Genomic DNA, 25,560 nt, shown 5'->3' on the forward strand with positions numbered 1-25,560 from the left:
CAGATCATAAAGGTGGGAAACATGAAAAACAAAAAAACTTACAGTATCATCCTGGCATTGCTGGTATGCATGCTGTTTACACAGACGGCGTGGGCAGAAGTTCATAATGATGAGAAATACACAGTTAAGACAAACGAGACAAAGGGATGGCCGCAGGGGGCGGATACATACTCGGAGACGGCGGTCCTGATGGATGCGAAGACAGGGGAAGTACTGTTTGACAAGGGTAAGGATGAGACCAGATATCCGGCCAGCATTACGAAGATCATGACAACTCTGCTGGCGCTGGAACACTGTAAGCTGGACGAGCAGGTCACGTTTACGGAATCAGGGCTTGCGAGGATGGCGGAGGGCAGCAATATCAACATGCAGGTCGGCGAGGTCCTGACGATGGAACAGTGTCTGTATGCTGTCATGATACGGTCGGCTAATGAAGTCGCAGCCCAGGTGGCGGAACACGTCGCGGGAAGTCAGGAAGCGTTTGCACAGATGATGAATGAGAGAGCGCAGGAGCTGGGCTGCACGAACACCCATTTCAATAATCCGAGCGGACTTCCGGACGAGAACCACTGGACGACAGCAAACGATATGGCGCTGATCTTCAGAGAGGCTTTAAAAAATGAGGAATTTGTAAAGATCATCGGCACGCTGGAATATACGATTCCGCCCACTAACCTCAATCCTGAGGCGCGCACGGTATCCAGCCATCACGCCATGATCGTTCCCACGGCGCCTGAGTATTATGAGGGGTGTATCGGGGGTAAGACGGGAGTAACAGACCTGTCCAAAAACACACTTGTGACTGCGGCGGAGCGTGACGGTATCCGGCTGATCGCCGTTGTGATGCGGGCGGACCCGGGACAGGTGTGTGCAGATACGAAAGCCCTTTTTGACTATGGATTCGGGAATTTTGAAGAGCTTGAGGTGCAGGGAGGAGAACTTCTTGTGCCGAAGGGAGTGACGGAAAGCGATCTCACGGAAACGTCCGTGGATATCGAGGACGGAGTGTTCCGGACGTACACGTACAATGACTATACCGTGGGAACCGTGACCGTTTCACAGGAAGAACTCGATGCAGCTAAAGAGGCTGATCAGGAAGAGAAGGAAGAGCCGCAGGCCGTGACGAAAGAACCGGCGCCGGTAACTGAGGGCGCACCAAAAAATCAGGATGAGAGTGTGAACGGCACTTACCGGATCATCATCATCGTCCTCGGAGCGCTGATCGCGGCTGCCCTGCTGCTGATCATCGTGAAGGCAGCTGCCAGACGGAAGAAGAGAAAGAGAAGAAAAAAGAGGTAATAACATGAATGTTGCGCTGATCATTGCCGGCGGGAGCGGGCACAGGATGAACCAGGATATCCCGAAACAATTCATCAATATCTATGACCGTCCGGTGATCGTCTATACACTGGAGGCGTTTCAAAAGCATGAGGAGATCGATGCCATCGAGGTCGTCTGCCTGGACGGCTGGCACGATGTGCTGAGAGCCTATGCGAATCAGTTCAATATCACGAAGCTCAGGTGGATAACTTCCGGAGGGGCAACCGGACAGGAATCGATCCGCAACGGGGTGGAGTATCTGAGGAATGACTGTGCCGATGATGACATCATCATCGTCCATGACGGGATACGGCCGCTGGTTGATGTCAGCGTATTATCGGATGTGATCGCCGTGTGCCGCCAGAAGGGCAATGCGGTGACTGCGATGCCGTACAATGAACAGATTTTTAAGATCAGGGATGAGGATTCCACCTGTGAATATATTCCGAGGGAAACGCTGCGAAGAGTGGCGACTCCGCAGGCCTATCGGTACGGGAAGCTTCGGTGGGCGTATGAGAAGGCGTTTACAGAGAAAATCGGAATCTACGGGTCCGCCTACACGAACACGATGATGGTTGATCTCGGAGAGACGCTGTATTTTGCAAAAGGATCTGACCGCAATATCAAACTGACGACGAAGGATGACCTGGAGCTTTTCAAGGCGTATCTGAAACTGGAAGAAAACACCTGGCTGAAGTAGGGTATGAGTATGATAGAATATGAACAGTATAACAGTGATGTGAAAACAGTGTCCAGGCTTGCTCTTCCCTGGGAAAAGCTGAGGAAAAAAGAGCTGCTGATCACCGGAGCTACGGGTCTGATCGGGTCGTTTCTCATCGATGTTTTGATGGAACGGAACAGGGCATATGCCAACGAGATCAATATCCGGGCTGCCGGGAGAAACCCTGAGAAGGCCAGGAGTCGTTTCGGGGACCAGGGAATTGTCATGGAAAATGAAAGAGCCGGCGATTTTGGCCGGCTGTTTTTCAAACAGTGGGATGTGACCATGCCGCTATCTGAGGATGAGCCGGCATACGATTATATCATTCACGGGGCGAGCAATACACACCCCAGGGCATACGCGGGGGACCCGGTGGGGACGATCACGGGAAACGTCACAGGACTGCTGAATCTGATGGAACACGCCAGGAAAAAACGTCCGCAGAGAGTGCTGCTGATGTCAAGCGTCGAAATCTATGGGGAAAATGTGCAGGCAGTCCCGGCATTTGAGGAAGGCGATCTCGGATACATTGACTGCAATACGGTGCGCGCCGGCTATCCTGAGAGCAAGAGGCTCTGTGAGAGCATCTGCCAGGCTTACGCCGCGCAGTATCAGGTGGAGTTTGTCACGGGGCGGTTCAGCCGCGTGTACGGACCGACTATGCAGGCGGACGACAGCAAGGCGCTGGCGCAGTTTATCAGAGACGCGGTGAACAGCAGAGATATTGTGCTCAAAAGTGAGGGAAAGCAGCTGTATTCCTATACGTATGTGGCGGATGCAGTATCGGCGCTGCTGTTTTTGCTGCTGAAGGGAAGAGCCTGTGAGGCTTATAATATTGCGGACCCCCGGTCTGATCTGACACTGAAAGAGCTTGCCGGTCTGCTGGCGGGGTTAGCAGGGACGAGGGTGGTCTATGAACTGCCGGATGAACAGGAACGTGCAGGCTATTCGACGGCGACCCATGCAGTGCTGAATGCAGCGAAACTAAAAAGCCTGGGCTGGGACGCGAAGTTTCCGATAGAGACGGGTCTGGCGCACACGGTGGAGATACTGAAGGATGCAGCGGGGCCGCACAGAGATAATAACGGGGAAGAATGATGATTCAATACACGGAAGAAGATTACCGGAAAATCAGGAAATACAGTATGGAAACACTCAAGGAGTTTATCCGGATATGTGCGAAACATGAACTTACGTATTTTGCAATATCGGGTACGGCCATCGGCGCCGTCCGCCATCAGGGCTTTATCCCGTGGGATGATGATATGGATGTCGGGATGCTCAGGGAGGATTATGACCGTTTCGTTGCGATAGCGAAGGTTGAGATGGATGAAAAATATGAACTCTACAGCGCGCCTCTTCAGAAGCGGGTGCAGGGATTTTATCTGCAGATGTTTCCGAAGGGCTCTGTCTTTATGACGAAATGGAACCAGAGATGGCCGCTGCATCCCGGGATCAAGCTCGATATTTTCCCGTACGACAACGTCCCGGCGTCGGGCAGGAAACGCGCCGGGCTGTACCGTTCGCTCCGTTTCTGGAACCGGCTGTACATTATCAAAAATACGGGCGTACCGTATTTTGAGGGAAACGGGCTGAAAGTGAAACTGGTCAGAGCTGCCTGCCGTCTCGGCTATTACATAATGAAACCGGGTCCGTCGGTGGACAGGATCGTTTCAAGATATGAGGAACTGATGCAAAAGTATGCAGGTACCTCCGGATATTATACGATACTGGATGACATGAATCCGGATCTCTGGGTGATCAAAAAAGACGAGCTGTTTCCGCTGAGGCGGGAGCGGTTTGAAGACGTCTGGATTAATCTGCCCGCGGAAAATGATGCCATGCTGCGCCGGCAGTACGGGGACTATATGCAGCTTCCGCCGGAAGACGAACGCGGGGGTCATGAGATCGTAAAACTGGTGTTTCCAGAAGAACAGGAGTGATAAGATGCTGTACAGGGAATACGATCCGAAGATACTGCAGAAACTGCAGGATGTCGAGTGTGAAATACTGAAAGATTTCGATACGCTCTGCCGGGAAAACGGCATCGAGTATTTTGGATGCGGAGGAACACTGCTGGGGGCAGTTCGGCACGGCGGGTTTATTCCATGGGATGACGATATCGATGTTGGAATGACGAGGGAGCATTACGACCGCTTTCTGGAGATTGCCGGGAGGGAATCGAAGGGAGCGTATCATCTGATGAACACGGAGGTGGATGCTTCTTTTCCGGTCATGATCACCAAATGGTACAAAGCCGGAACAAAATTTCGCGATGAGGATGCGGTGACATGCGGCTACGAGTCCGGTATCGCGGTGGATATCTTTTGCTTTGACAATGTGGCGGACAGTGACAGAGAGCTTCGCCGTCAGGCGATGCAGGCATGGATTTTCGGAAAGCTGCTGGTACTGCGGCAGATTTCGGAGCCGACGGTGTATGCGGACGGATGGAAGGCGAAGACCATGCTGCTTGTATCGAAACTGGCAAACAGGCTGCTTAAGATGTTCCGTGTTTCTCCGGAATACCTTTACCGTAAGGCGAAGGAAGCGGCTGTGAGGTACCGGGATGAGGACACGCTGAGGGTTGCCTTTTTGTTTGACCCGACGCCGTATACGAGCATGCTGCGGCGCAGCGATATTTATCCGGTGAGAAAACTTATGTTTGAGAGAATGGAGCTGAGTTTCCCGCATCGGCCGCATGTATATCTCCGCACGAGGTACGGTAGGAACTACATGGAACTTCCGCCGGAAGAGAAGCGTCATAATCATCCGCCGGCCGAACTGGATTTTGGGAACGGAGAGCGAAGCGGGTCATGATCACCAGGATATTTATGCCGCCGGACGGCGGTACCATGAAAAAGACGTATTTCTGGACGGTGCTTGCCGGCATGCTGTATGCGGGCAGTTCTTTCGTCATGTCGCTGGGCGTGTCAAATATATTGGGGGCAGCCGCCGCAGGAATCTTTGCCATTGCAATGTCCATCGGAAATCAGCTGGTGACGATCGGCTATTATAATATGCGGACATTCCAGGTCTCGGATGTGCTGGAGAAGTACAGCTTCGGGGACTACTGTGCGTCCAGGCTGATCACCACGGCTGCCATGGCAGTTGTCGGTGTGATCTGGATCGCAGCAGGAGGGTATCGCGGAGAAAAGATGGCCGCAATTGTCCTGATGATCGGCTTCAGGATGTGTGAATCGGTCTCTGATCTGCTGGAGGGAAGATATCAGCAGAAAAACAGGTACGACGTGTCCTGCAGGGCGGTATTTGTGAAGACGGCCCTGTATCTGGGGGGATTCGCCGTTGTGCTGCTTGTGACCAGGAACCTGCTGATGGCCATAGCTGCACTCGGCATTGTTTATCTGATCTCTGTCGTTGTGATCGACGGGACACTGATCGGGGCGTTCGGCGGTCTGAAGATTCATTTTTCCTGGAGTAAGCAGAGATCGCTGATGATCAGCTGCCTGCCGCTGTTTGTGAATTCGTTTCTGACGGCGTATGTCATCAATGCGTCCAAGTATGCCGTGGACCGGTATTACAGCAATGAATATCTGGGGATGTTTAACGCATTATATATGATGGCGTTTGTCGTAAACCTGTTTTCGGGATTTGTCTTAAAGCCGTTGATCACGCCGCTCTCCGTCGAATACAACGATGGGAATTACCGTGCCTTTTCGGGGATCATCCGGCGCCAGCTGCTGATCATCGGTGCCATTACGCTCATCTGTGTGGCAGGGGCTTACGTGCTGGGGATTCCGGTCATGTCCTGGCTGTCAGGGATCGATCTTGACGGACACCGCGCCGCACTGTGCATCATTCTTGCAGGGGGGGCTTTTACAGCGGTATATCAGCTTCTGCAGTACGCGATCGTGATCATGCGGCATCAGTTCACCTGCCTTCTGGGGTGTGCCGTCACGGCGGGGCTTACCTTTGTCTTCACGCCTGTGCTGGTGAGGCGGTACGCGATTATGGGAGGGGCCGTCAGCTACCTGTGTTCGATGGCGCTGATGTCGCTGGTATTTCTGGTGATTTTTATATACTATCTGATGAAAGAAAGCAGGGATTAATCCTATGTCAAAATGTTCCAGAGTATCCGTGCTAATGTCTGTGTACCGGCCGGATCTTTCGTTTTTAAGGCAGCAGCTTGCCAGTATCGAGGCTCAGGATTATCCGGAGACGGAGCTGATCGTATGGGATGACTGCGCGGGGGAGGATATCAGCGGACTCCTTGCAGAAATCCTGGTAAAAACGCCGTACACATACCGCAGATGCAGTGAGAATCTGGGGTACATCCGTGCGTTTGAGACGCTGACGGAGATCGCGTCCGGTGAATATCTGGCGTTCTGCGACCAGGATGATGTGTGGGAGGCGGGAAAGCTTTCCAGATGTGTGGAGGTGCTGGAGCAGGAGCGGGCGATTCTGGTGACTTCAGACCGCAGGATCATCGATGAGGATAACCGCGTGGTGGTAAAGAGTGTGCGCGGCACAAGCAAATACCCGTATGAGCGATGGAGTACAGGAGATGATATCTCCTGTAATGCCGTGTTTACCTGCTATGCGCTGGGGATGACGATCGTGATGCGCACGGATGCGGCAAAACGGATGCTTCCATTTTCAGGGAATACAGGACATGATAAATGGGTGACGATGTGTGCAGCCGCGATGGGGAAGGTCTGCTATATCGAGGAGGTGCTTCAGAGCTATCGGCGCCACGGGAAGAATGTCAGCGGTATTTTCTATCACCTGTCTTCGAAGGAAGAGTATTACACGTGGCGCGTGGATACGTCCTGTGCCGTAGTGCGGGAGCTGCTGGAGAAATTTCCCGACCATCCCCGAAGGGAGCAGATTCTGGCATTTTCACAGGCAAGAAAGAAAAGAAGGACGGCGCAGCTGTGGAAATACCGCCGGACGGCGCCTGCCGTGGCAATGTTTGAGATACTGCTGAAGTGGATACCCGCCGGTCTTTTTGCGCGTATGCTGAAACGCATGCAGGGGAGATAAAAGCGGCTGAAGGAGAAAGAGAATGGCTAGAAAAATCTGTATTTTCTGCTCACACTACTTTCCTTATCTGGGAGGTGTGGAGCGTTATACGTACCATCTGGCGAAAGCGCTGATGGAGCAGGGAGATAAGGTGGTGATCGTGACGTCCAATGATATGCATCTGGAGACGTTCTCTTACATGGAGGGAATTCCCGTCTTTCGGATGCCGTGTTTCAACATGCTGGACGGCAGATATCCGGTGTCAAAGCCCGACCGGACGTTCTGGAAGATTCACCGGCGGCTGAAACGTACGGGGTTCGATCTGGTGATCGTACAGACGCGCTTTTATCTGCACTCCCTTTATGGCATCGTGTTTGCGAAACGGATCAAGGCCAGGAGTATAGTGCTCGACCACGGGACCAGCCATATGACAGTCGGAAACAGATTTGCGGACACCGTGGGAGGATGGTTTGAGCACGCCCTGACCGTTGCGGAGCGCATGGGATGTCATGATTTTTACGGGGTGTCGAAGGCGTGCTGCCGTTGGCTGGCTCATTTTCATATCAGGGCAAAGGGCACGCTTTACAATGCGGTGGATGCGGCGGAGATTGAAGGGATTCTGAATCACCCGGTAAAAGATTACAGGGCGGAATACGGGCTGCAGCCGGAGGACATCGTCGTGACCTATACGGGGCGGCTGGTCAGGGAAAAGGGGATTTTGAATCTCATGAAAGCGGTTCGGGATATCCCTGAAGAAAAAAGGGTATTTCTGATGATCGCGGGCGACGGGGAAGAGTGGGATGCCGTCTGCGCCGGAAAGAGCGAACGGATTCTGCCGCTCGGCAGGCTGTCTTTCGAGGAAGTGATCTCGCTGCTTGGGCAGACGGATATCTATTGCCTGCCGACGGACTATCCGGAAGGGTTTCCGACCTCGGTGCTGGAGGCAGCGGCGGCAGGGTGCTATGTGATCACGACGAGCCGCGGCGGCTCGCGGGAATTGATTCTGGACGAAGGCTATGGTATGATAATGCGTGATAATCGTCCTGAGACGATCAGAAACTCACTGCTGTCTGTTCTGGACGACAGCGAAGGGCGCAACAAAGCCGCCAAAAGAGCAAAAGAGCGTCTGCTGAAGAACTTCACCTGGGAGAGGACAGCGGATCAGATCCATCACTTAGGACTATGACGGGAGATACCCATGAAGAAACTGATTATTATTCCGGCTTACAATGAAAGCGCCAGTATAGAGAAGACGGTGCTGGAAATCGAACGGTATGCGCCGGAATTTGACTATATGATTATTAACGACTGTTCCACGGATCATACGGAGGAAATCTGCAGGAAAAACGGCTTTCCGGTGATCAGCCTTCCGGTGAATCTGGGGATCGGCGGCGCGGTGCAGACGGGTTACCGGTATGCGCTGGAAAAAGGATATGATATGGCTGTACAGGTCGACGGCGACGGACAGCATGACCCCGCGTTTCTGAATAAAATGGCGGATCATCTGGAACAGCATGACCTGGACATGGTGATCGGCTCACGCTTCATTGAAAAGAAGGGGTTCCAGTCGTCCGGGATGCGCAGGATCGGGATCCATTATTTTACGCAGCTGATCCGGCTTCTGACGGGAAAAGTTATCACAGATCCGACTTCCGGTCTTCGAATGGCAGGCAGGTCGGTGATAAAGATGTTTGCTTACAACTATCCGGTGGACTACCCGGAGCCGGAAAGCGTGACGTTTGCACTGAGGCATGGGAAAAAAGTGGAGGAGATACCGGTTGTCATGAGAGAGAGAAGCGGCGGTGTGTCGTCTATTTCCATGACGAAGTCCGTATATTATATGATAAAGGTGACAATGGCGATCCTCATTGAGTGTATCCGAAAGGAGGAGACAGATGAATATTAGGACGCAGATTCTGGTGGTTGCAGCCGCTGTTGGCGCTCTGGTTGTGCTGGTGAACATGATCCGGAACAACAAGCTGGAACTGAAGTATGCAATGTCCTGGTTCGTGCTCGGCATCGGCGTGCTGCTGTTCGGATGCTTTCCGTCGCTGACTTCCTGGCTGGCGGGTGTGCTTGGCATCGGAACGCCGGTTAATATGCTGTTTTTTGCGGGGTTCTGCTTTGCTCTTGTCGTGATATTTTCCCTGACGATGGCGGTTTCCAGATTATCAAACAAGGTGAAGAAGCTTGCACAGGAGCTGGCACTTCTGCAGAAAGAACGGGAGGAACAAGGGACGTGTGATGAAGATGAAGAAACTCAGGAATAAATATATCGGTATCGCGGCTGTGATTTTTGTGATTCTTACAGCGGGTGTCCTGGGAGAACTATGCTACAATCTGCCCGTTAAAAAACAGGCGGATTACCAGTACCTCGGGGCGGAGCAGATCAAAGCGGACGGCTTTACACTGACAGACGGTGTTTATGTCAGCGAACGCCCGGGAGCAAGCCTGACGCTGTCTTTTGAAGAACAGTACGTTGACAAGCTGTATTATGAATTTGACTATGAAGGCCAGCTGCATGCGACGATACTCGTGGGAGACTATCAGGAGGAGGATTCCTCAAAGGGCAGAAAGATAGCCGATGATAATAATCACATGTTTACATCTTCCACCGTGAACATCAGAAATACCACGGACAAGATTACAATACGCATGCCGAAGGAGGCTGAGCACGTCAATATCCGTGCTGTCGCGATCAACAATACGGAGAATTACTCTGCCGGGCGGTTTCTGTTCCACTGCGCAGCGGCGGGGCTCATCCTGCTGGTCCTGTTCCTGCTGCATGGCGGGAAACAGCTGAAACCGGAGCGTATCTTTCTGACGGTCAGCCTGTGTGTGGGAAGTCTGCTGATCCTGCTGCTGCCGGTGCACAAAGTAGGGCTGGATGAGGAGATCCACTTCGGGAGGGCGTATTATCTGTTTGATACGCTGCTGGGCCGGGAGACCATAACGGTGACGCCTGCCATGAACGACCTGATCCAGACAAGCATGAACAACTGGCCGTACAGTATCCCGCAGTCGGAGGAAGAGTACAAACAGGAAGAAGCTTTCTGGAACAGTAACCTGTCCTGGGATTCGCAGAAGCCGTCGGATGACAATCAGCAGAACAATTACGGATTTCAGATGTATTCTTTCAGCTATCTTCCGCAGGCGCTGATGATAAAGGCGGGACAGCTTTTGCACCTGGACTTTACATCGATCTACAAACTCGGAAGACTGGGGAACCTGCTCCTGTACTGTGCGGTCATGTTCCTGGCGATTCGCCGTATCCCGTTTGGCAAGCGTATTATGCTGGTGCTTGCACTGATGCCGACCGCCATGTTTTCTGCAGTGACCTACACGTATGATGCGACGGTGACGGCGTTTACCTTTCTGGGCATCGCATATCTGCTTCCGGAGCTGGCTGACAGGGACAGGCATGTATCGTATAAAAACTGTGCGGTCTTCACCGCGGCATTTGTTATCGCGAGCCTTCCAAAACCCGTCTATATACCGATGATCGCGCTGGCGCTTTTTATTCCGTCCGCAAGATTTAAGACGGTGAAAGAGCGCAGGATGTTCAGAGGGTTTATTGTATTTGCATTTCTGCTGGTGCTGTCGACGTTTGCACTGCCGCCGCTTTTAAACCCGCACCAGGCAGGGGATGCCAGGGGCGGGGATACCAGCGTGGGACAACAGCTGCGGTATGTGTTTGGGCACCCGCTTCTCTATGCGAAGCTGCTGCTTAAAAGCCTGTGGGAGAAATTCTTCTCCTTTACTTTCGGGTACCGGGGGCTTGGACAGATGGGACATCTTGCGGGTGATTCGAGTATGGTGACGACGGCGCTGCTGGCGGCGGGTGTGACCATCACCGATGTGCGCGGGCGTGAAAAAGCGGATCTGACTGTGATCCAGAAAGCCGCCGCCGCAGTTCTGGCGTTTGTGACGATCTGTCTCGTGTGGTCGGCACTTTATCTCAGCTTTACCCCCGTCGGTGCAGACATTATACGGGGAGTGCAGGGGAGGTACTATCTGCCAGTGACTATGATGTTTCTGCTGGCTTTTCGGACCGGATATATCAGGAATACCCTGCCGGAACACATTGACACTGCGATACTGACAGGCGCAAGCACACTGCTGCTGCTGGCGTCGGTATACAGTGCGGTTGTGGTAAATACGTTTTAAGGAGGGCGGGCACAGCCGCCTTGAATAATATGGCATAAGATGGTATACTGTAGACAGTAATCAGCAAAAAACCAACACGGAGGAAAAACCAATGAGAACTTACCTCGTAACCGGAGGTGCCGGTTTTATCGGTTCTAACTATATTCACTATATGTTTAAAAAGTACGGTGATGAGATCCGTATTATTAACGTGGACAAACTCACCTATGCAGGTAATCTCGAGAATCTGAAAGATATAGAAGACAGAGAGAACTATACGTTTGTAAGGGCGGATATCTGCGACAGCAATGCGATTCAGCTGATATTTGATGAGCATGACATTGACAGAGTCGTTCATTTTGCGGCTGAGAGCCATGTGGACCGCAGCATACGCAATCCGGAGGTCTTTGTAAAGACGAATGTACTGGGTACACTGGTGATGCTGAATGCGGCGAAGGCAGCCTGGGAGCTGCCGGACGGCAGCTTTAAAGAGGGAAAGAAATTTCTCCATGTGTCGACGGACGAGGTATACGGGTCGCTGGAACATGAAGGGGAGTACTTCTACGAGACGACGCCGTACGATCCGCACAGTCCGTACTCGGCGAGCAAGGCATCTTCCGATATGCTGGTGAAATCCTATATGGATACGTACAGATTCCCCGCGAATATCACGAACTGCAGCAATAATTACGGGCCGTATCAGTTTCCGGAAAAGCTGATTCCGCTGATCATCAACAATGCGCTTCAGGGAAAGAAGCTTCCGGTATACGGTGACGGAAAAAATGTGCGTGACTGGCTGTATGTCGAAGACCATGCAAAGGGAATTGACATGGTACAGGAAAAGGGAAGACTCTTCGAGACATACAACATTGGCGGCCATAATGAAAAACAGAATATTCAGATCATTCATATCATTCTGGACACCCTGCAGGAAATGCTGCCGGAAGGGGATCCGAGAAAAAAACTCGTCAGCGAAGATCTGATCACTTATGTGACGGACAGAAAAGGACATGACCGGCGATATGCGATCGCTCCTGATAAAATCAAAGAGGAGATCGGCTGGTACCCCGAGACCATGTTCGAAGAGGGAATCAAACTGACCATTCAATGGTATTTTGAGCACGAAGACTGGATGAAACATGTAACGAGCGGTGATTACCAGAAATATTATAACGAAATGTATCAGTAATCAATGGAAGAAGGATTATCACGCGCAGGCGGGATAAGCCTTCTTTCTTATGCGATGGGAGGACAACAAATGAAAGGTATTATTTTAGCAGGCGGCTCCGGTACGAGGCTGTATCCGCTGACGAAAGCGATTTCCAAACAGATCATGCCGGTCTACGACAAACCGATGATCTACTATCCGCTGTCAACGCTGATGCTGGCGGGGATCCGCGATATCCTGATCATCTCGACGCCGAGAGACCTTCCTGTCTTTGAGGAACTGTTTGGGACGGGAGAGCAGCTGGGACTTCGGATGAGTTATGCCGTGCAGGAATATCCGAGAGGACTTGCGGATGCGTTTATCATCGGGGAAGAGTTTATCGGCGATGATAACGTGGCGCTCGTGCTCGGGGATAATATTTTCTACGGACAGAGTTTCCAGAAAGTACTCAAAAGTGCTGCCGGGAGAGAAGAAGGGGCAACGATCTTCGGATACTATGTACGTGATCCGAGGGAGTACGGTGTCGTCGAGTTCGACGGGGACGGAAAAGCGCTGTCCATCGAAGAAAAACCGGAACGCCCGAAGTCCAACTATGCCGTGCCGGGGCTGTATTTCTATGACAACGATGTCGTTGAGATTGCGAAAAACGTAAAGCCGTCCGCCCGCGGAGAGATTGAGATCACGAGCGTGAATAATGAATACCTGCAGAGGGGAACGCTCCATGTAGAGACCCTTGGCCGGGGATTTGCATGGCTGGATACCGGAAGCCATGACATGCTGTTGGACGCTGCCGACTTTGTGGCCGCGTTTCAGAAACGGCAGGGTCTTTACATCTCCTGCATCGAGGAGATCGCATACAAAAAAGGATTTATCACGAAAGAACAGCTGGTAGAACTGGCACAGCCCTTATTAAAAACGGCTTATGGACAGTATCTGCTGGAGATTGCTGAAGGATTATAAGAAAGAGAGAATACGATCATGGGAAAGATTACAGTAGAAACATGTGAGATAGAAGGATTAAAGGTGATCACGCCTGCTGTGTTCGGTGACGAGCGCGGTTACTTTATGGAGACCTACAACTATAATGATTACAGGGCTGCAGGCATCGATATGGAATTTGTACAGGACAATCAGTCCAGTTCCAAAAAGGGAGTGCTCAGGGGACTGCATTTTCAGATCAATTATCCGCAGGATAAGCTGGTGCGCGTGGTCAGCGGGGAAGTGTTTGACGTCGCGGTCGATCTCCGTCCGGGGTCAGAGACATACGGAAAATGGTTCGGTGTGGTTCTGTCGGCAGAGAATAAAAAACAGTTCTTTATTCCGAAGAACTTTGCGCACGGATTTGTGGTGCTCTCCGATTCCGCTGAATTTGCATACAAATGCACCGATTTCTATCATCCGAATGATGAGGGAGGTCTGGCATATAATGATCCGGAGATCGGGATTGAATGGCCGATTCCCTCAGGGATGGAACTGACGATTTCTGAAAAGGACCGGAACTGGGGAAGCTTTCAAGAGTATACAAAGAAGCGTCAGGGATAAGAGGTTCATATGCTGAAAAAAATATTTTCGCTTCCGGTGGAGCTGTATCAGAACCGAAGACTGATCCTCTCACTGGCAAAAAATGATTTTAAAACGAAATATGCCGGGTCTTATCTCGGCATTATCTGGGCTTTCATTCAGCCGATCGTGACAGTGCTTGTGTACTGGTTTGTCTTTGGTCTTGCACTGCGGGCCGGGGGCGACCGCTCCGTTCCGTTTGTATTGTGGCTGGTGGCCGGCCTGGTGCCGTGGTTTTTTGTGCAGGACAGCCTGGTAAACGGGACGAATGCGCTGATCGAATATAATTACCTGGTCAAAAAGGTGGTGTTCAAAATCAGTATCCTTCCGATGGTCAAAGTGATCTCGGCATTGTTTGTGCACCTGTTTTTCATACTTGTTGTGCTGGTGATCTATGCGCTTCACGGGTATTTCCCGGATCTGTATGTGCTGCAGCTGATTTATTACAGTTTCAGCGCTTTTATGCTGGTGCTCGGCATTTCTTATCTGACGAGCGCGGTTGTAGTGTTCTTCCGTGACTTATCACAGATTATCAATATTTTTCTGCAGGTGGGCGTCTGGCTGACTCCGATCATGTGGAGCTTCAAGGATCTGGGCCTGGAGTCCGGTGGTACAATTGCAACGATACTGAAACTGAACCCGATCTATTATATTGTCACGGGATACCGTGATGCGCTGATAGATAAAATTGCGTTCTGGGAACACCCGGGTCTCACCGTATATTTCTGGGTCGTGACGGCAGTCATTTTCATAGTCGGCGCAAGCCTGTTCAAAAAAATGAAAGTCCATTTTGCGGACGTTTTATAATCGAGGTTAAATGATGAGTGAAATAGCAATCAGTGTCGGACACTTGAGCAAAGTCTATAAATTATATAATAAACCGTCGGACCGTCTGAAAGAGACTCTGGGGATGAAGGTAGCAGCGAAGGAACATTATGCGCTGAGGGATGTCAGCTTTACTGTGAATAAGGGCGAGACCGTCGGCATCATCGGGACAAATGGTTCCGGAAAATCGACGATTTTGAAGATTATAACGGGCGTGCTGAATCCCTCAGGGGGCGAGGTCAGCGTAAACGGCAGGATCTCGGCGCTGCTGGAACTGGGTGCCGGATTCAACATGGAATATACCGGTCTTGAGAATGTCTATCTGAACGGAACGATGATCGGTTTTTCGAGGGAGGAAATCGATCGGAAGATGGATGCGATCCTGAGTTTTGCGGATATCGGAGATTTTATCCATCAGCCAGTCAAGACGTATTCGAGCGGGATGTTCGTCCGCCTGGCATTCGCGGTTGCGATCAATATCGAGCCGGAAATCCTGATCGTGGACGAGGCTCTCTCCGTAGGGGACGTGTTTTTTCAGGCGAAGTGTTACCGGAAATTTGAGGATTTTAAGAAAATGGGGAAGACCATTTTATTTGTCAGCCATGACCTGGGCAGCATCAGCAAATACTGTGACCGTGTCGTACTGCTGAACCGCGGTGAGAAGCTGGACGAAGGACAGCCGAAACCCATGGTGGACCTGTACAAGAAACTGCTGGTTCACCAGGAGGAGGAAGCCCGGGAAGAAGCGCTGGATGCCGGAGGGCAGACCGTGGCAGCGCAGGGTGCGGATGTACAGCCTGAGGGCGGGTTCTGGAAGGATGCGCTGGTCACGAATCCGCAGGTACTGGAGTACGGAGAAAAGCGCGCCGAGGTCATAGACTTCGCACTGCTCGATGATTCCGGGAAGATCACGAATACCGTCGAGAAGGGAACAGAGTTTACCATCAAAATGAAGGTGGCTTTTCATGAGACGGTTGAGGACCCCATCTTCGCGTATACGCTGAAGGATCTCAAAGGTACGGAGATCACAGGGACGAATACGATGTTTGAGAAAGTCAGCATTGATACGCAGCATGAGGGAGATGTGCGGGAGGCATCGTTTACCCAGAAGATGGATCTTCAGGGAGGCGAATACCTGATTTCCTTTGGATGTACAGGCTACAGGGACGGTGAGTTTCATGTCTACCACAGGCTCTACGACGCCTGCAATATCACAGTGGTATCTGTTAAAAATACGGTGGGATTCTATGATATGAATTCTGAAGTATCTGTAAAATAGAGGGTCAATATGCAGGAGATAATTGGAAACATTACGTTGGATTATGAATACTATCCGGGGAGAGATCTTTACAGTGACGGGAAGATCGAGGATGAACTGTTGAGTATTGCGATGAAATACCGGGAAGACGAGTACAATCAGGTGATTGCCAGAAAGAAGAGCTGGCCGGTGATGTATCACTTCTCCCATATCCGCCAGAATATCGTGGAGTGGATACCGATCACGAAGGAAGACCGTGTGCTGGAAATCGGTTCCGGCTGCGGGGCAATCACGGGGGCTCTCGCCAGAAAGGCCGGATATGTCAACTGTGTAGAGTTGTCTAAGAAGCGCAGTTATATCAATGCCTACCGCAATCAGCAATATTCAAATATCAGAATAGATGTGGGGAATTTCCAGGACATCGAGCAGCATATGCAGGAGACTTACGATTACATCACGCTGATCGGTGTGTTTGAATATTCCCAGGGCTACATAGGCGGCAGTACGCCTTATATTGATATGCTGAAGAAGATTAAGAGGCATCTGAAACCGGGCGGAAAGATCATCATGGCGATCGAAAACCGCCTGGGCCTGAAGTACTGGGCCGGATGCACGGAGGATCACGCAGGCCTGTGCTTTGAGGGGATCGAGGGGTATCCGAACACGGACGGCGTCCGCACATTTTCCAGAAAAGAACTGGAACGCGTGATCAGCCGCGCCGGAGGCTTTCAGGCGGAATTCTATTATCCGTATCCGGACTATAAATTTCCGATGACGATCTACTCCGATGAATATCTTCCGTCTGTGGGAGAGCTGAACAGCAATATCTGTAATTTTGACAGAGAGCGGCTGCAGCTGTTCGATGAGACGAAGGCATACGATACGCTGCTGGACAGCGAATTGTTTCCGGTGTTTTCGAATTCATTTCTGGTGATACTGACGCAGCACGAAATCCTGACGGAAAGGAACATACGTCCATGAAGAAGATTATCTATACCAAGTACTCCAATGAGCGGTCGGCGCCGTATGCGATCCGCACGGATATCGTAAAGGACGAGGCGGGTATGCGGACCGTGAGGAAAACACCGTGTTACCCTGAGGGACGGCGGCATATCGGGGATATCAGCCGGTTTTATGAGCTGCTGTCCGGACAGTATGAGAATACGCCCATCAGGATGAATGTATGCCGGGCGTGTGAAGAAGGTGTGGAACTTGATTATCTGGAAGGGAGCACCCTGGAGGAACAGCTTGACACACTGATCGCAGGCCAGAATTATGATGATGCCAGAGAGCGGCTGATGTGCTATCTGCACACGATTCGGGATTGCGGGGAACAGTCTGAATTCCAGATGACGGAAGAGTTCTGCCGTGTCTTTGGGAATGTCAGCCTTCCCAGGGGCCTGAAGTCACTGGCGGTGACGGATATTGATATGGTGCTTGCCAATGTGCTGGTGAGTGATGGATGGAACCTGATCGACTACGAGTGGACCTTTGAATTTCCGGTTCCGCTCTCATTTGTGTTGTTCCGCATCATTCATTACTATGCCGAGACAAGTGATAAAAGAAGCTGTGTCAGGGAATGGAATCTGTTTGATGAGATGGGCATCACGGAGGAGGAAACCGCGCAGTATCTGCAGATGGAAAAGCATTTTCAGGAATATATTCAGGGTAACCATGTGCCTGTGAGGGAGATGTATGATGACATTTCTCCCGGAGTGCTCTCCGTGTACCGGCTTGCCGAGCAGGAACATAAAAAGAGGCGCGATGAACAGCTGCAGGTATTCTATTCTGACGGCGGCGAATTCTCCGAGGAGCAGTCACTGTATTATCCGATGCCCCGGGGACGGATACGGATCTGCCTCACATTTCCTGAGCATATAAAAAAGATTCGTCTGGACCCATGTTCTTACGCAGGTGTGCTCACGATTGGTCAGCTGGAATATATCGGAGGCGGCCAGAAGAAATGTTCTTATGTCACGAATGGGTTTGTGTTGGATGCGCAGCAGATTATCTTTGATACCATGGATCCGCAGATCCTGATCACAGAGATCCCGGATGGCGCCACAGCCCTGATGGTGGATTTTATCATGGATACGGCAACACAGGAGATTGCGGATTTTCTTCACCGCATGCAGGAGGTGCCGAGACGGCAGAAAGAAGAGATTGCCCGCCTTTCGGAGAAGCTTGAGCAGCGCGACCGGCTGATCAGCGAGATGGAACATACGAAAGTCTGGAGGGCATACCGGAAACTGAAGAAGATGACCGGAAAGGATAAGTAACTGATGGAGAAGCTATACTGGAGTGTTGATTTTGAAGAAATACACTGTGAGGATGGGATACAATACGTGATCGGAGGCTGGGCATCCGGGCCGGACGGGCGGATGGTCAGCCATGAATTTCTGGCTGACGGGAAAGCATATCCTGCCGAGCTGGAGATCGAAGAGCGGCCGGATGTGCAGCAGGCGATCCCGGATGTCACGAAGAGGACGGATATCGGGTTCCGCCTGACGGTGGAGGACGCTGAGGCACTCTGGGCCAACCATGAAACTGCGGCTTTGTACCTCTCGGACGGACAGACGCGGGTGAAGGCACTCGAGAAGACCACGGATGAGATCCGCGGGCTGTATCACGATGTCACGATCACGTACAAAATCGATATCGTAGAACAGACGGAGGGGCTGATGACGATACAGGGGTGGGTTCTCGGAATGTTCCATGACGAGCAGATACGCCTGGTCGATGAGTCGGGAGGAGAAATTCCTCATGAGATGATGCGCATCATCCGCACTGATGTCAACAAGGCGTATGGAGTTGCGAAAGAGGCAGAAAATGAGCAGTGCGGTTTTCAGATCCGCATTAAACGCAAAGAGACGGACTGCCGCGAGTATCATCTTCAGTTCTCTAACTGTCTGACGATGAAAGAGTATGTGGTCGATCTTAAGAAATTTGATTATGAGCACTCAAAACGCGGAAAATTGAAAAAACTGTTGGCGCCCGCCCGCAGAAAAGAAAACCGGGCGTATATCAGAGAACACGGGATGAGGGCCTTTATCAGCCATATTCAAAGGGAGCTGGAACCCGTATATGCGGACTATCAGATCTGGATGAAAGAACATGCCGTCAGCAAAAAGGAGCTGAGGGCACAACGGAATCATGCCTTTGCATACCGTCCGAAGATCAGTGTTGTGATCCCGCTGTACAACACACCTTCTGCATTTTTGAAGGAAATGCTGGATTCGCTGCTGGAACAGACATATCAGAACGTGGAGTTATGCCTGGCCGACGGCAGCACGGACAGAAGTGTCGGGGAGATCATCAGGACGCAGTACGGTCAGGAGAGCCGTGTGAAATATCAGAAACTGGAGAAGAATCTGGGTATCTCTGAGAATACGAACGCGGCACTCGCGATGGCGGCGGGGGAATACATCATGCTTGCGGATCACGATGATATTGTGGCGCCTGACGCGCTGTATGAGATCGTAAAGGTACTGAATGATGATCCGAAGACTGACATAATCTATACGGATGAGGATAAAGTCAGCATGGACGGCAAAAAATATTACGGTCCGAATTTTAAATCTGATTTTAATATTGATCTTTTGAGGAGTGTCAACTACATCTGTCATATTTTCGTGGTCAGGAGGACGATTGCCGACAGGTCCGGGGGATTTGACAGCCGGTTCGACGGGGCACAGGATTATGACTTTATCCTGCGGTGTGTCGAGCAGACGGACAGAATCCGCCATATTCCGAAGGCTCTGTATCACTGGAGGGCGCATCCGGATTCGACTGCCGGAAATCCCCAGAGCAAACAGTATGCTGTGGATGCGGGAAGACGGGCGCTTGAGGAGCATTACCAGCGTTTGAATATTCCTGCATCGGTTGAAAATACGGATATTTTCGGAATTTACCGGACGGTCATGAAGGTGCAGGGCAATCCGATGGTCTCTGTCATCATCCTGAATAAGGATCACATCGATGATCTGGAAACATGTGTGACGTCGATTGTGGAAAAGACGAGGTATCCTGACTATGAGATCCTGGTGATTGAGAATAACAGTGAGCATCAGGAGACATTTGACTACTATGAGGAACTGGAGGCGCGGTGTAACCGCGTGAGAGTACTGACCTGGACGGATTCCTTCAATTATGCAAGTATCAATAATTTTGGCGCACGTCACGCGAGAGGGGATTATCTGATCCTGCTGAACAACGATATTGAGGTGATTGCACCCGGGTGGATGGAAGAGATGCTGGGTTACTGTCAGCGACGCGACGTGGGAATCGTCGGTGCAAAGCTGTTCTATCCGGATGATACGATACAGCATGCAGGCGTCGTGATCGGCATGGGAGGAATCGCCGGTCATATTCTCTGCCGGGCAGACGGCAAAGAATATGGATACAATGCCCGCCTTGTGACGACGCAGGATATCAGCGCCGTTACAGCCGCCTGTCTCATGATCTCAAGGGAGGATTTTGACAGCATCGGAGGATTTGATGAGCGTTATACGGTGGCATTCAATGATATCGATCTGTGTCTGAAGGTGAGAGAGCAGGGGAAATTGGTCGTATTCAATCCCTATGTGACGCTGTATCACTATGAGTCAAAGTCGAGGGGACTTGAGGATACACCGGAAAAACTGGAGCGTTTCCGCACGGAGGTCGAGTATTTCCAGCAAAAGTGGAAAGATATTCTGAAAAACGGCGATCCCTATTATAATGTCAATCTGACACTTGCGGACGGGGACTGCAGTCTGAAAAGGCATACAGAACTTCCCGGAAGATAAAAGACGGAGGAAAGTCACGTGCAAAGAGAATTATTTGAAGTAAAAAGAGAACGCTTTCATCTGCTGGACCCTGATGTGTATATTCTGCAGGGGAGCTGGCCGAAGGAATATGAACCGCAGGTCCTGCTGGACGGCCGCCGCATCTCGGACGTCAGGCTTGAGGACTGGGAAAATACGAGCGCGTTGGAACGGTTTGCGGATCTGGATCTGATGAAGGGAAAGAAAGTTACGCTTTTTGTCCGGCTTCCGCAGGATCTGAACAAGTGTAAACGTCTGAAGATTTATGCCCTGCGCGGAAATGAGAAAATTCTCTGGTTTTCCATTGCGGTGCGGGACCTTGTCAGACGACAGGGGAAGCCATTCTATTATATTGAGGAAGAAAAAGCCAGTCCATCGTCGAAAACGCTGAAGGTCAGAGGCTGGGCTGTATACCGGACGCCGGTTACGATCAGTGTCTATGATGAGCAGGGCAAAAAAATTCCCTGCGATATTCAGAGGAACAACCGGGTGGACGCCGTGGAAATGTTTAAAGAGACGCAAGTCGAGAGCAAATGTGGGTTTTATCTGGAACTTGACGGCGTGAAGACGAAGACGGTTTACCTCGTATTCCGGGCGGAGGGCAGCAAAGCAGTCTATCCGATCCAGATGCAGTCTGCGTTTATTGTGAAAAATAAAGTTCAGCGGCTGGCGAAAAAGGGTACGCGGTATCTGGCTTCCCATGGCGTAAAGGCGCTTGCCGTAAAAGTCGCAGGTAAGATCGCCGGTATGAAAAAGGCGCCTGTCTCCTATGACAAGTGGCTGCCCAGACACCTGCCGACATCGGCGGAGCTGGACAGACAGCGCCAGGCGGTATTTGCGGTCCGGCCAAAGTTCAGTATCGTGGTACCGCTCTATAAGACGCCGCTGCTTTATCTGGAGGCGCTGATCGCGTCTGTGAAAGAGCAGACATACCCCGAGTGGGAACTTTGCCTGTCGGACGGAAGCGGACCGGATTCACCGATCGCGGACGCCCTTTTGCGGTATGCGGGGGCTGATGAACGCATCAGAGTGATCTCTCATGAGGCGCCGCTTAAAATCTCAGAGAATACAAATGCGGCGATCGCCGCCGCGACGGGTGAATTTATCGTATTTGCCGACCATGATGATGTTCTGACGCCGAATGCACTGTATGAGTGCGTGAAGGCGCTGAACGAGCAGCCGGAAACAGAAATTTTTTATTCGGATGAGGACAAGATGTCCATGGACGGGCATAAGTTCTTTCAGCCTCACTTCAAACCGGATTTTAACCTGGATCTGCTGTGCACGGTCAATTATATCTGTCATCTGTTTGTTGCCAGGCGCAGCGTGATCGAAAAAGCGGGTGTTCTCAGGCCCGAGTTTGACGGGGCGCAGGATTATGATTTTATCTTCCGCTGCATTGAGGCGAGCGACAGGATCTGCCACATTCCCAAGATCCTTTATCACTGGCGCAGCCATGAGGACTCCACATCGGAGAATCCGGAGAGCAAGCTGTATGCGTTTGACGCCGGTCAGCGTGCCGTGCAGGCACATTACGACCGGCTGGGAATCCGCGCGGAGGTGTCTAAAGGGGAGTATCTGGGGCTGTACCGTACCAGATTTCTGCGGGATTATGATCCGCTGATATCCATTATCATTCCGAACAAGGATCATACGGAAGATCTGGACCGGTGTATTCAGTCGATCGAGGAGAAATCCACATACAAAAATTATGAATATATCATTGTGGAAAATAACAGTACGGAAGAGGAGACGTTTGAGTACTATAAAAAGCTGGAACTCGAAAACCCCAGAGCTCATGTGATTTACTGGGATGGCATTTTCAACTACTCCCTGATCAATAATTTCGGCGCGCAGCATGCAAAGGGCGAATATTTTCTGCTTCTGAACAACGACACGGAGATCATCAACCCGGACTGCCTGGAGGAGCTGCTCGGATATTGTATGCGTGATGACGTGGGCGCCGTGGGTGCCCGGCTGTATTTTGAGGACGATACAATTCAGCATGCGGGCGTCGTGATCGGATTCGGCGGAATTGCAGGTCACTGTTTCGTGATGCAGCCAAGAGGATATACGGGTTACTGCCACAGGATCATCTGTGCGCAGGACTACAGTGCGGTGACGGCCGCCTGCATGATGGTGAAGAGAAGTATATTCGAACAGGTCGGGGGGCTGAGTGAAGAGCTGCAGGTGGCGTTTAATGACATTGACTTCTGCATGAAGATAAGAAAGGCAGGTAAACTGATTGTCTACAATCCATATGCAGAACTCTACCACTATGAGTCCAAATCCAGGGGACTGGAGGACACGCCGGAGAAAGTGGCACGGTTTAACCGGGAAATCGCGATTTTCGAAAAGAAATGGCCGGATATTTTCAAAACGGGGGATCCGTATTATAACCCGAATCTGACGCTTGACAGTCAGGATTTTTCACTGAGACGGATATAGGAGGATAAGATAACGATGCGAATATTGGTAACTGGAGTCAAAGGCCAGCTTGGCTATGACGTGGTAAATGAGCTTACAAAGCGCGGTCATGAGGCCGTAGGAGTCGATGTGGAGGAGATGGACATCACAGACCCAGGAGCTGTGGAGCGTGTCATCACTGATGCGCGTGTGGAAGCAGTCATCCACTGTGCCGCATACACCGCCGTTGATGCAGCGGAGGATCATGTGGATATCTGCCGCAGGGTCAACGCGTACGGAACCGAAAATGTAGCGAAAGTCTGTGAAAAACTGGACCTGAAGATGATGTACATCAGCACGGATTACGTTTTTGACGGCGAGGGAACACGTCCCTGGGAACCGGATGATGAACGGCACCCATTGAACATCTATGGACAGACCAAGTATGAGGGCGAGGTGGCGGTGACAGACCACGTAGAAAAATTTTTTATCGTCCGTATCGCCTGGGTGTTCGGCGTAAACGGCAAAAACTTTATCAAGACGATGCTGAAGCTCGGAGAGACGCATGATACGCTCACCGTTGTGGATGATCAGACAGGTTCGCCGACGTATACGTACGATCTGGCGGTTCTGCTTGTGGATATGATCCTGACGGATAAATACGGGTTTTATCATGCGACCAATGAAGGACTTTGCACCTGGTATGAATTTGCAGCGGAGATTTTCCGCCAGGCGGGTATGCATGTGAATGTAGTTCCGGTAGGGAGCGAAGAATATCCTGCAAAGGCGAAACGCCCTTACAACAGCCGTATGAACAAAGACAAGCTGGATGACAACGGTTTTCACAGACTTCCGCCATGGCAGGACGCGCTGGGCCGCTATCTGAAAGAGATCCTGTGATTCCCGGGAGATGCCAAATGAAGGATGAAAAAAAAGAGTTCCGTATTGAGCTGGTATTTTTGATTGCCGTTTTCGTTTTTCTTGTTCTGTGGGCAGTTGTCCAGCCGTTTAATGCATCGCCGGATGAGGCGATGCGGTATCAGATTGTGGATTTTATTGCACGTCACGGCACGCTGCCTCACGGCGGAGACCCGGAAGTTCGGGATGCGATGTGGGGAATCTCCTATGGATTCAATCCGATTCTTTCGTATATTTTTTCGGCGGGGTTTGTCAAAATCACATCATTTTTCACTTCGGGTGAACAGGCACTGCTGATAGCCGCGCGCATGGTGAACGTAATGCTGGGGACCGGGTTTGCCTTTCTGGTGCGGCGGATCGCACGGCGGCTGTTTCAAAAGCCGGCCGGATGGTTTTTCACGCTAGCGGTGACGTTTCTGCCGGGCTGTCTGTTCGTGTTTTCCTATGTCAACACGGATGGACTGGCGCTGTTCTCGACGGCCCTGATCATTCTGATGTGGGTGCGGGCGCTGGAAAGCGGCTGGGAAATCAGGACGTGTGCAGGACTCGGTACGGGAATCGGACTGTGTGCCATGTCATACTACAACGCATACGGAGTGATCCTCGCGAGCATTCTGTTTTTCTGCGTCACGGTTCTGCTGTGCAGAGACCGGAAATGGGATGTTCGGTTTCTGCTTTCGAGGGGACTGCTGATCACGGCGTTTGTCGCGGCGATCGCGGGCTGGTGGTTCATACGCAGTTATATCATCTATGACGGCGATATCCTGGGGATGCGGACGTCGTCGCAGTATGCCGAGATGTACGCGGTGGAAGAGCTGAAGCCGTCGAACCGTCAGACGATACAGTCCACGGGGATGTCCATTCTGGGGATGATGGCGTTTGTGCCCGGGGACTGGCAGCACAACTGGCTGATGACGGTTATGGTGAGCTTCATCGGCACGTTCGGTTTTATGAAGGTCTTCATGCCGTTCCTGCTGAGCAAGCTGTATATTCTGCTGTTCGGTGTCGGAGGTGCAGGCGTGCTGACTGGTATTCGGCGGTTGTTTTTTGTCAGGAAGGACAGATGTGAGTGCAGAAAAGTCATGATAGGCATGGAGAGTGCTCAGGTGAAGGTCATTTACCGGCGGGAGCGATGGAACCCTGAAAATGTATTCCGGTGGGCGATGCTTGTGACGATGGCTGTTCCGCCCATCGTGCTGGTGTGGTATGCTTATACAAGTGATTTTCAGGCGCAGGGCAGGTATGTGATGCCTGCGGTGATCCCTGTCATGTATTTCGTGACGCTCGGATATGAGCAATGGTTCTCGGGGATATTAAAAAAAGAAAAGGCCGGCAGATGGTTTTTCCTGCTCGCCTGTATGTTCTTTATCATCAGCGCGGTCTATACTTATGCAGCGGTCTTCTTGCCGTCCTGCAGATAACAAAAAATGCCGCCGGCTTCTCATGATCGAAG

Annotated in this window: 22 protein-coding genes; all 22 read left to right on the forward strand. The window is 51.4% G+C overall.

The features are described from left to right. Positions 1 to 21: 21 nt before the first annotated feature. The 22 genes from NQ502_RS13600 (at position 22) to NQ502_RS13705 (ending at position 25,528) form a co-directional block, all read left to right on the forward strand. Positions 22 to 1,299 carry a D-alanyl-D-alanine carboxypeptidase family protein gene (locus NQ502_RS13600; RefSeq protein ID WP_044983136.1) on the forward strand — a complete coding sequence of 426 codons (1,278 nt, stop codon included), beginning with the start codon at positions 22 to 24 and terminating at the stop codon, positions 1,297 to 1,299. A gap of 4 nt (positions 1,300 to 1,303) precedes the next feature. Next, positions 1,304 to 2,020: an IspD/TarI family cytidylyltransferase gene (locus NQ502_RS13605; RefSeq protein WP_028528201.1), complete on the forward strand. Its 717-nt coding sequence runs from the start codon at positions 1,304 to 1,306 to the stop codon at positions 2,018 to 2,020. Between the two features lie 9 nt (positions 2,021 to 2,029). Continuing rightward, entirely contained in the window at positions 2,030 to 3,139 is a 1,110-nt protein-coding gene (locus NQ502_RS13610) for an NAD-dependent epimerase/dehydratase family protein (protein WP_207637656.1), read from the forward strand. Next, positions 3,136 to 3,984 (forward strand): LicD family protein, encoded by an 849-nt coding sequence (locus NQ502_RS13615; protein WP_083963221.1) that lies wholly within the window; start codon positions 3,136 to 3,138, stop codon positions 3,982 to 3,984. The genes NQ502_RS13610 and NQ502_RS13615 overlap by 4 nt, the downstream gene beginning before the upstream one ends. A gap of 4 nt (positions 3,985 to 3,988) precedes the next feature. After that, on the forward strand, positions 3,989 to 4,858 hold the full coding sequence (locus NQ502_RS13620; protein WP_028528203.1) for a LicD family protein: 870 nt from the start codon (positions 3,989 to 3,991) through the stop codon (positions 4,856 to 4,858). Next, positions 4,855 to 6,108 (forward strand): lipopolysaccharide biosynthesis protein, encoded by a 1,254-nt coding sequence (locus tag NQ502_RS13625; protein WP_028528204.1) that lies wholly within the window; start codon positions 4,855 to 4,857, stop codon positions 6,106 to 6,108. Before NQ502_RS13620 ends, NQ502_RS13625 begins: the two co-directional genes overlap by 4 nt. Positions 6,109 to 6,112: 4 nt before the next feature. After that, a complete protein-coding gene (locus tag NQ502_RS13630) occupies positions 6,113 to 7,042 on the forward strand; it encodes a glycosyltransferase (RefSeq protein ID WP_028528205.1) in 930 nt (309 codons plus the stop codon). A 22-nt stretch (positions 7,043 to 7,064) separates the two neighbouring features. Further along, entirely contained in the window at positions 7,065 to 8,207 is a 1,143-nt protein-coding gene (locus tag NQ502_RS13635) for a glycosyltransferase family 4 protein (protein WP_028528206.1), read from the forward strand. Positions 8,208 to 8,219: 12 nt separating this feature from the next. Further along, positions 8,220 to 8,927 carry a glycosyltransferase family 2 protein gene (locus tag NQ502_RS13640; RefSeq protein ID WP_028528207.1) on the forward strand — a complete coding sequence of 236 codons (708 nt, stop codon included), beginning with the start codon at positions 8,220 to 8,222 and terminating at the stop codon, positions 8,925 to 8,927. Continuing rightward, a complete protein-coding gene (locus NQ502_RS13645) occupies positions 8,917 to 9,291 on the forward strand; it encodes a DUF2304 domain-containing protein (protein WP_028528208.1) in 375 nt (124 codons plus the stop codon). The genes NQ502_RS13640 and NQ502_RS13645 overlap by 11 nt, the downstream gene beginning before the upstream one ends. After that, the gene (locus NQ502_RS13650) at positions 9,266 to 11,188 is read left to right on the forward strand and encodes a DUF2142 domain-containing protein (RefSeq protein ID WP_028528209.1); all 1,923 of its coding nucleotides are present in this window, start codon (positions 9,266 to 9,268) and stop codon (positions 11,186 to 11,188) included. The genes NQ502_RS13645 and NQ502_RS13650 overlap by 26 nt, the downstream gene beginning before the upstream one ends. Before the next feature lie 91 nt (positions 11,189 to 11,279). After that, positions 11,280 to 12,356 carry a dTDP-glucose 4,6-dehydratase gene (gene rfbB / locus NQ502_RS13655; protein WP_028528210.1) on the forward strand — a complete coding sequence of 359 codons (1,077 nt, stop codon included), beginning with the start codon at positions 11,280 to 11,282 and terminating at the stop codon, positions 12,354 to 12,356. A gap of 69 nt (positions 12,357 to 12,425) precedes the next feature. Then, positions 12,426 to 13,295 carry a glucose-1-phosphate thymidylyltransferase RfbA gene (gene rfbA, locus NQ502_RS13660; RefSeq protein WP_028528211.1) on the forward strand — a complete coding sequence of 290 codons (870 nt, stop codon included), beginning with the start codon at positions 12,426 to 12,428 and terminating at the stop codon, positions 13,293 to 13,295. An 18-nt stretch (positions 13,296 to 13,313) separates the two neighbouring features. Next, positions 13,314 to 13,877 (forward strand): dTDP-4-dehydrorhamnose 3,5-epimerase, encoded by a 564-nt coding sequence (gene rfbC, locus NQ502_RS13665; protein WP_028528212.1) that lies wholly within the window; start codon positions 13,314 to 13,316, stop codon positions 13,875 to 13,877. 9 nt (positions 13,878 to 13,886) lie between these two features. Next, a complete protein-coding gene (locus NQ502_RS13670) occupies positions 13,887 to 14,702 on the forward strand; it encodes an ABC transporter permease (RefSeq protein ID WP_044983138.1) in 816 nt (271 codons plus the stop codon). Positions 14,703 to 14,715: 13 nt separating this feature from the next. Beyond that, positions 14,716 to 15,999: an ABC transporter ATP-binding protein gene (locus tag NQ502_RS13675; protein WP_028528214.1), complete on the forward strand. Its 1,284-nt coding sequence runs from the start codon at positions 14,716 to 14,718 to the stop codon at positions 15,997 to 15,999. 9 nt (positions 16,000 to 16,008) lie between these two features. After that, positions 16,009 to 16,959 carry an SAM-dependent methyltransferase gene (locus NQ502_RS13680; protein ID WP_028528215.1) on the forward strand — a complete coding sequence of 317 codons (951 nt, stop codon included), beginning with the start codon at positions 16,009 to 16,011 and terminating at the stop codon, positions 16,957 to 16,959. Continuing rightward, positions 16,956 to 18,257 carry a hypothetical protein gene (locus NQ502_RS13685; protein ID WP_028528216.1) on the forward strand — a complete coding sequence of 434 codons (1,302 nt, stop codon included), beginning with the start codon at positions 16,956 to 16,958 and terminating at the stop codon, positions 18,255 to 18,257. Before NQ502_RS13680 ends, NQ502_RS13685 begins: the two co-directional genes overlap by 4 nt. Before the next feature lie 3 nt (positions 18,258 to 18,260). Next, positions 18,261 to 20,765 carry a glycosyltransferase family 2 protein gene (locus NQ502_RS13690; RefSeq protein ID WP_049898089.1) on the forward strand — a complete coding sequence of 835 codons (2,505 nt, stop codon included), beginning with the start codon at positions 18,261 to 18,263 and terminating at the stop codon, positions 20,763 to 20,765. An 18-nt stretch (positions 20,766 to 20,783) separates the two neighbouring features. Further along, positions 20,784 to 23,231 (forward strand): glycosyltransferase family 2 protein, encoded by a 2,448-nt coding sequence (locus tag NQ502_RS13695; protein ID WP_028528218.1) that lies wholly within the window; start codon positions 20,784 to 20,786, stop codon positions 23,229 to 23,231. 15 nt (positions 23,232 to 23,246) lie between these two features. Next, positions 23,247 to 24,089, forward strand: a complete 843-nt coding sequence (gene rfbD / locus NQ502_RS13700; RefSeq protein ID WP_028528219.1) for a dTDP-4-dehydrorhamnose reductase — start codon at positions 23,247 to 23,249, stop codon at positions 24,087 to 24,089. Positions 24,090 to 24,106: 17 nt separating this feature from the next. After that, positions 24,107 to 25,528 carry an ArnT family glycosyltransferase gene (locus NQ502_RS13705; protein WP_044983139.1) on the forward strand — a complete coding sequence of 474 codons (1,422 nt, stop codon included), beginning with the start codon at positions 24,107 to 24,109 and terminating at the stop codon, positions 25,526 to 25,528. Positions 25,529 to 25,560: the final 32 nt, after the last annotated feature.

It is taken from the genome of Ruminococcus gauvreauii (assembly GCF_025151995.1).
Classification (GTDB): Bacteria; Bacillota; Clostridia; order Lachnospirales; family Lachnospiraceae; genus Ruminococcus_G; species Ruminococcus_G gauvreauii.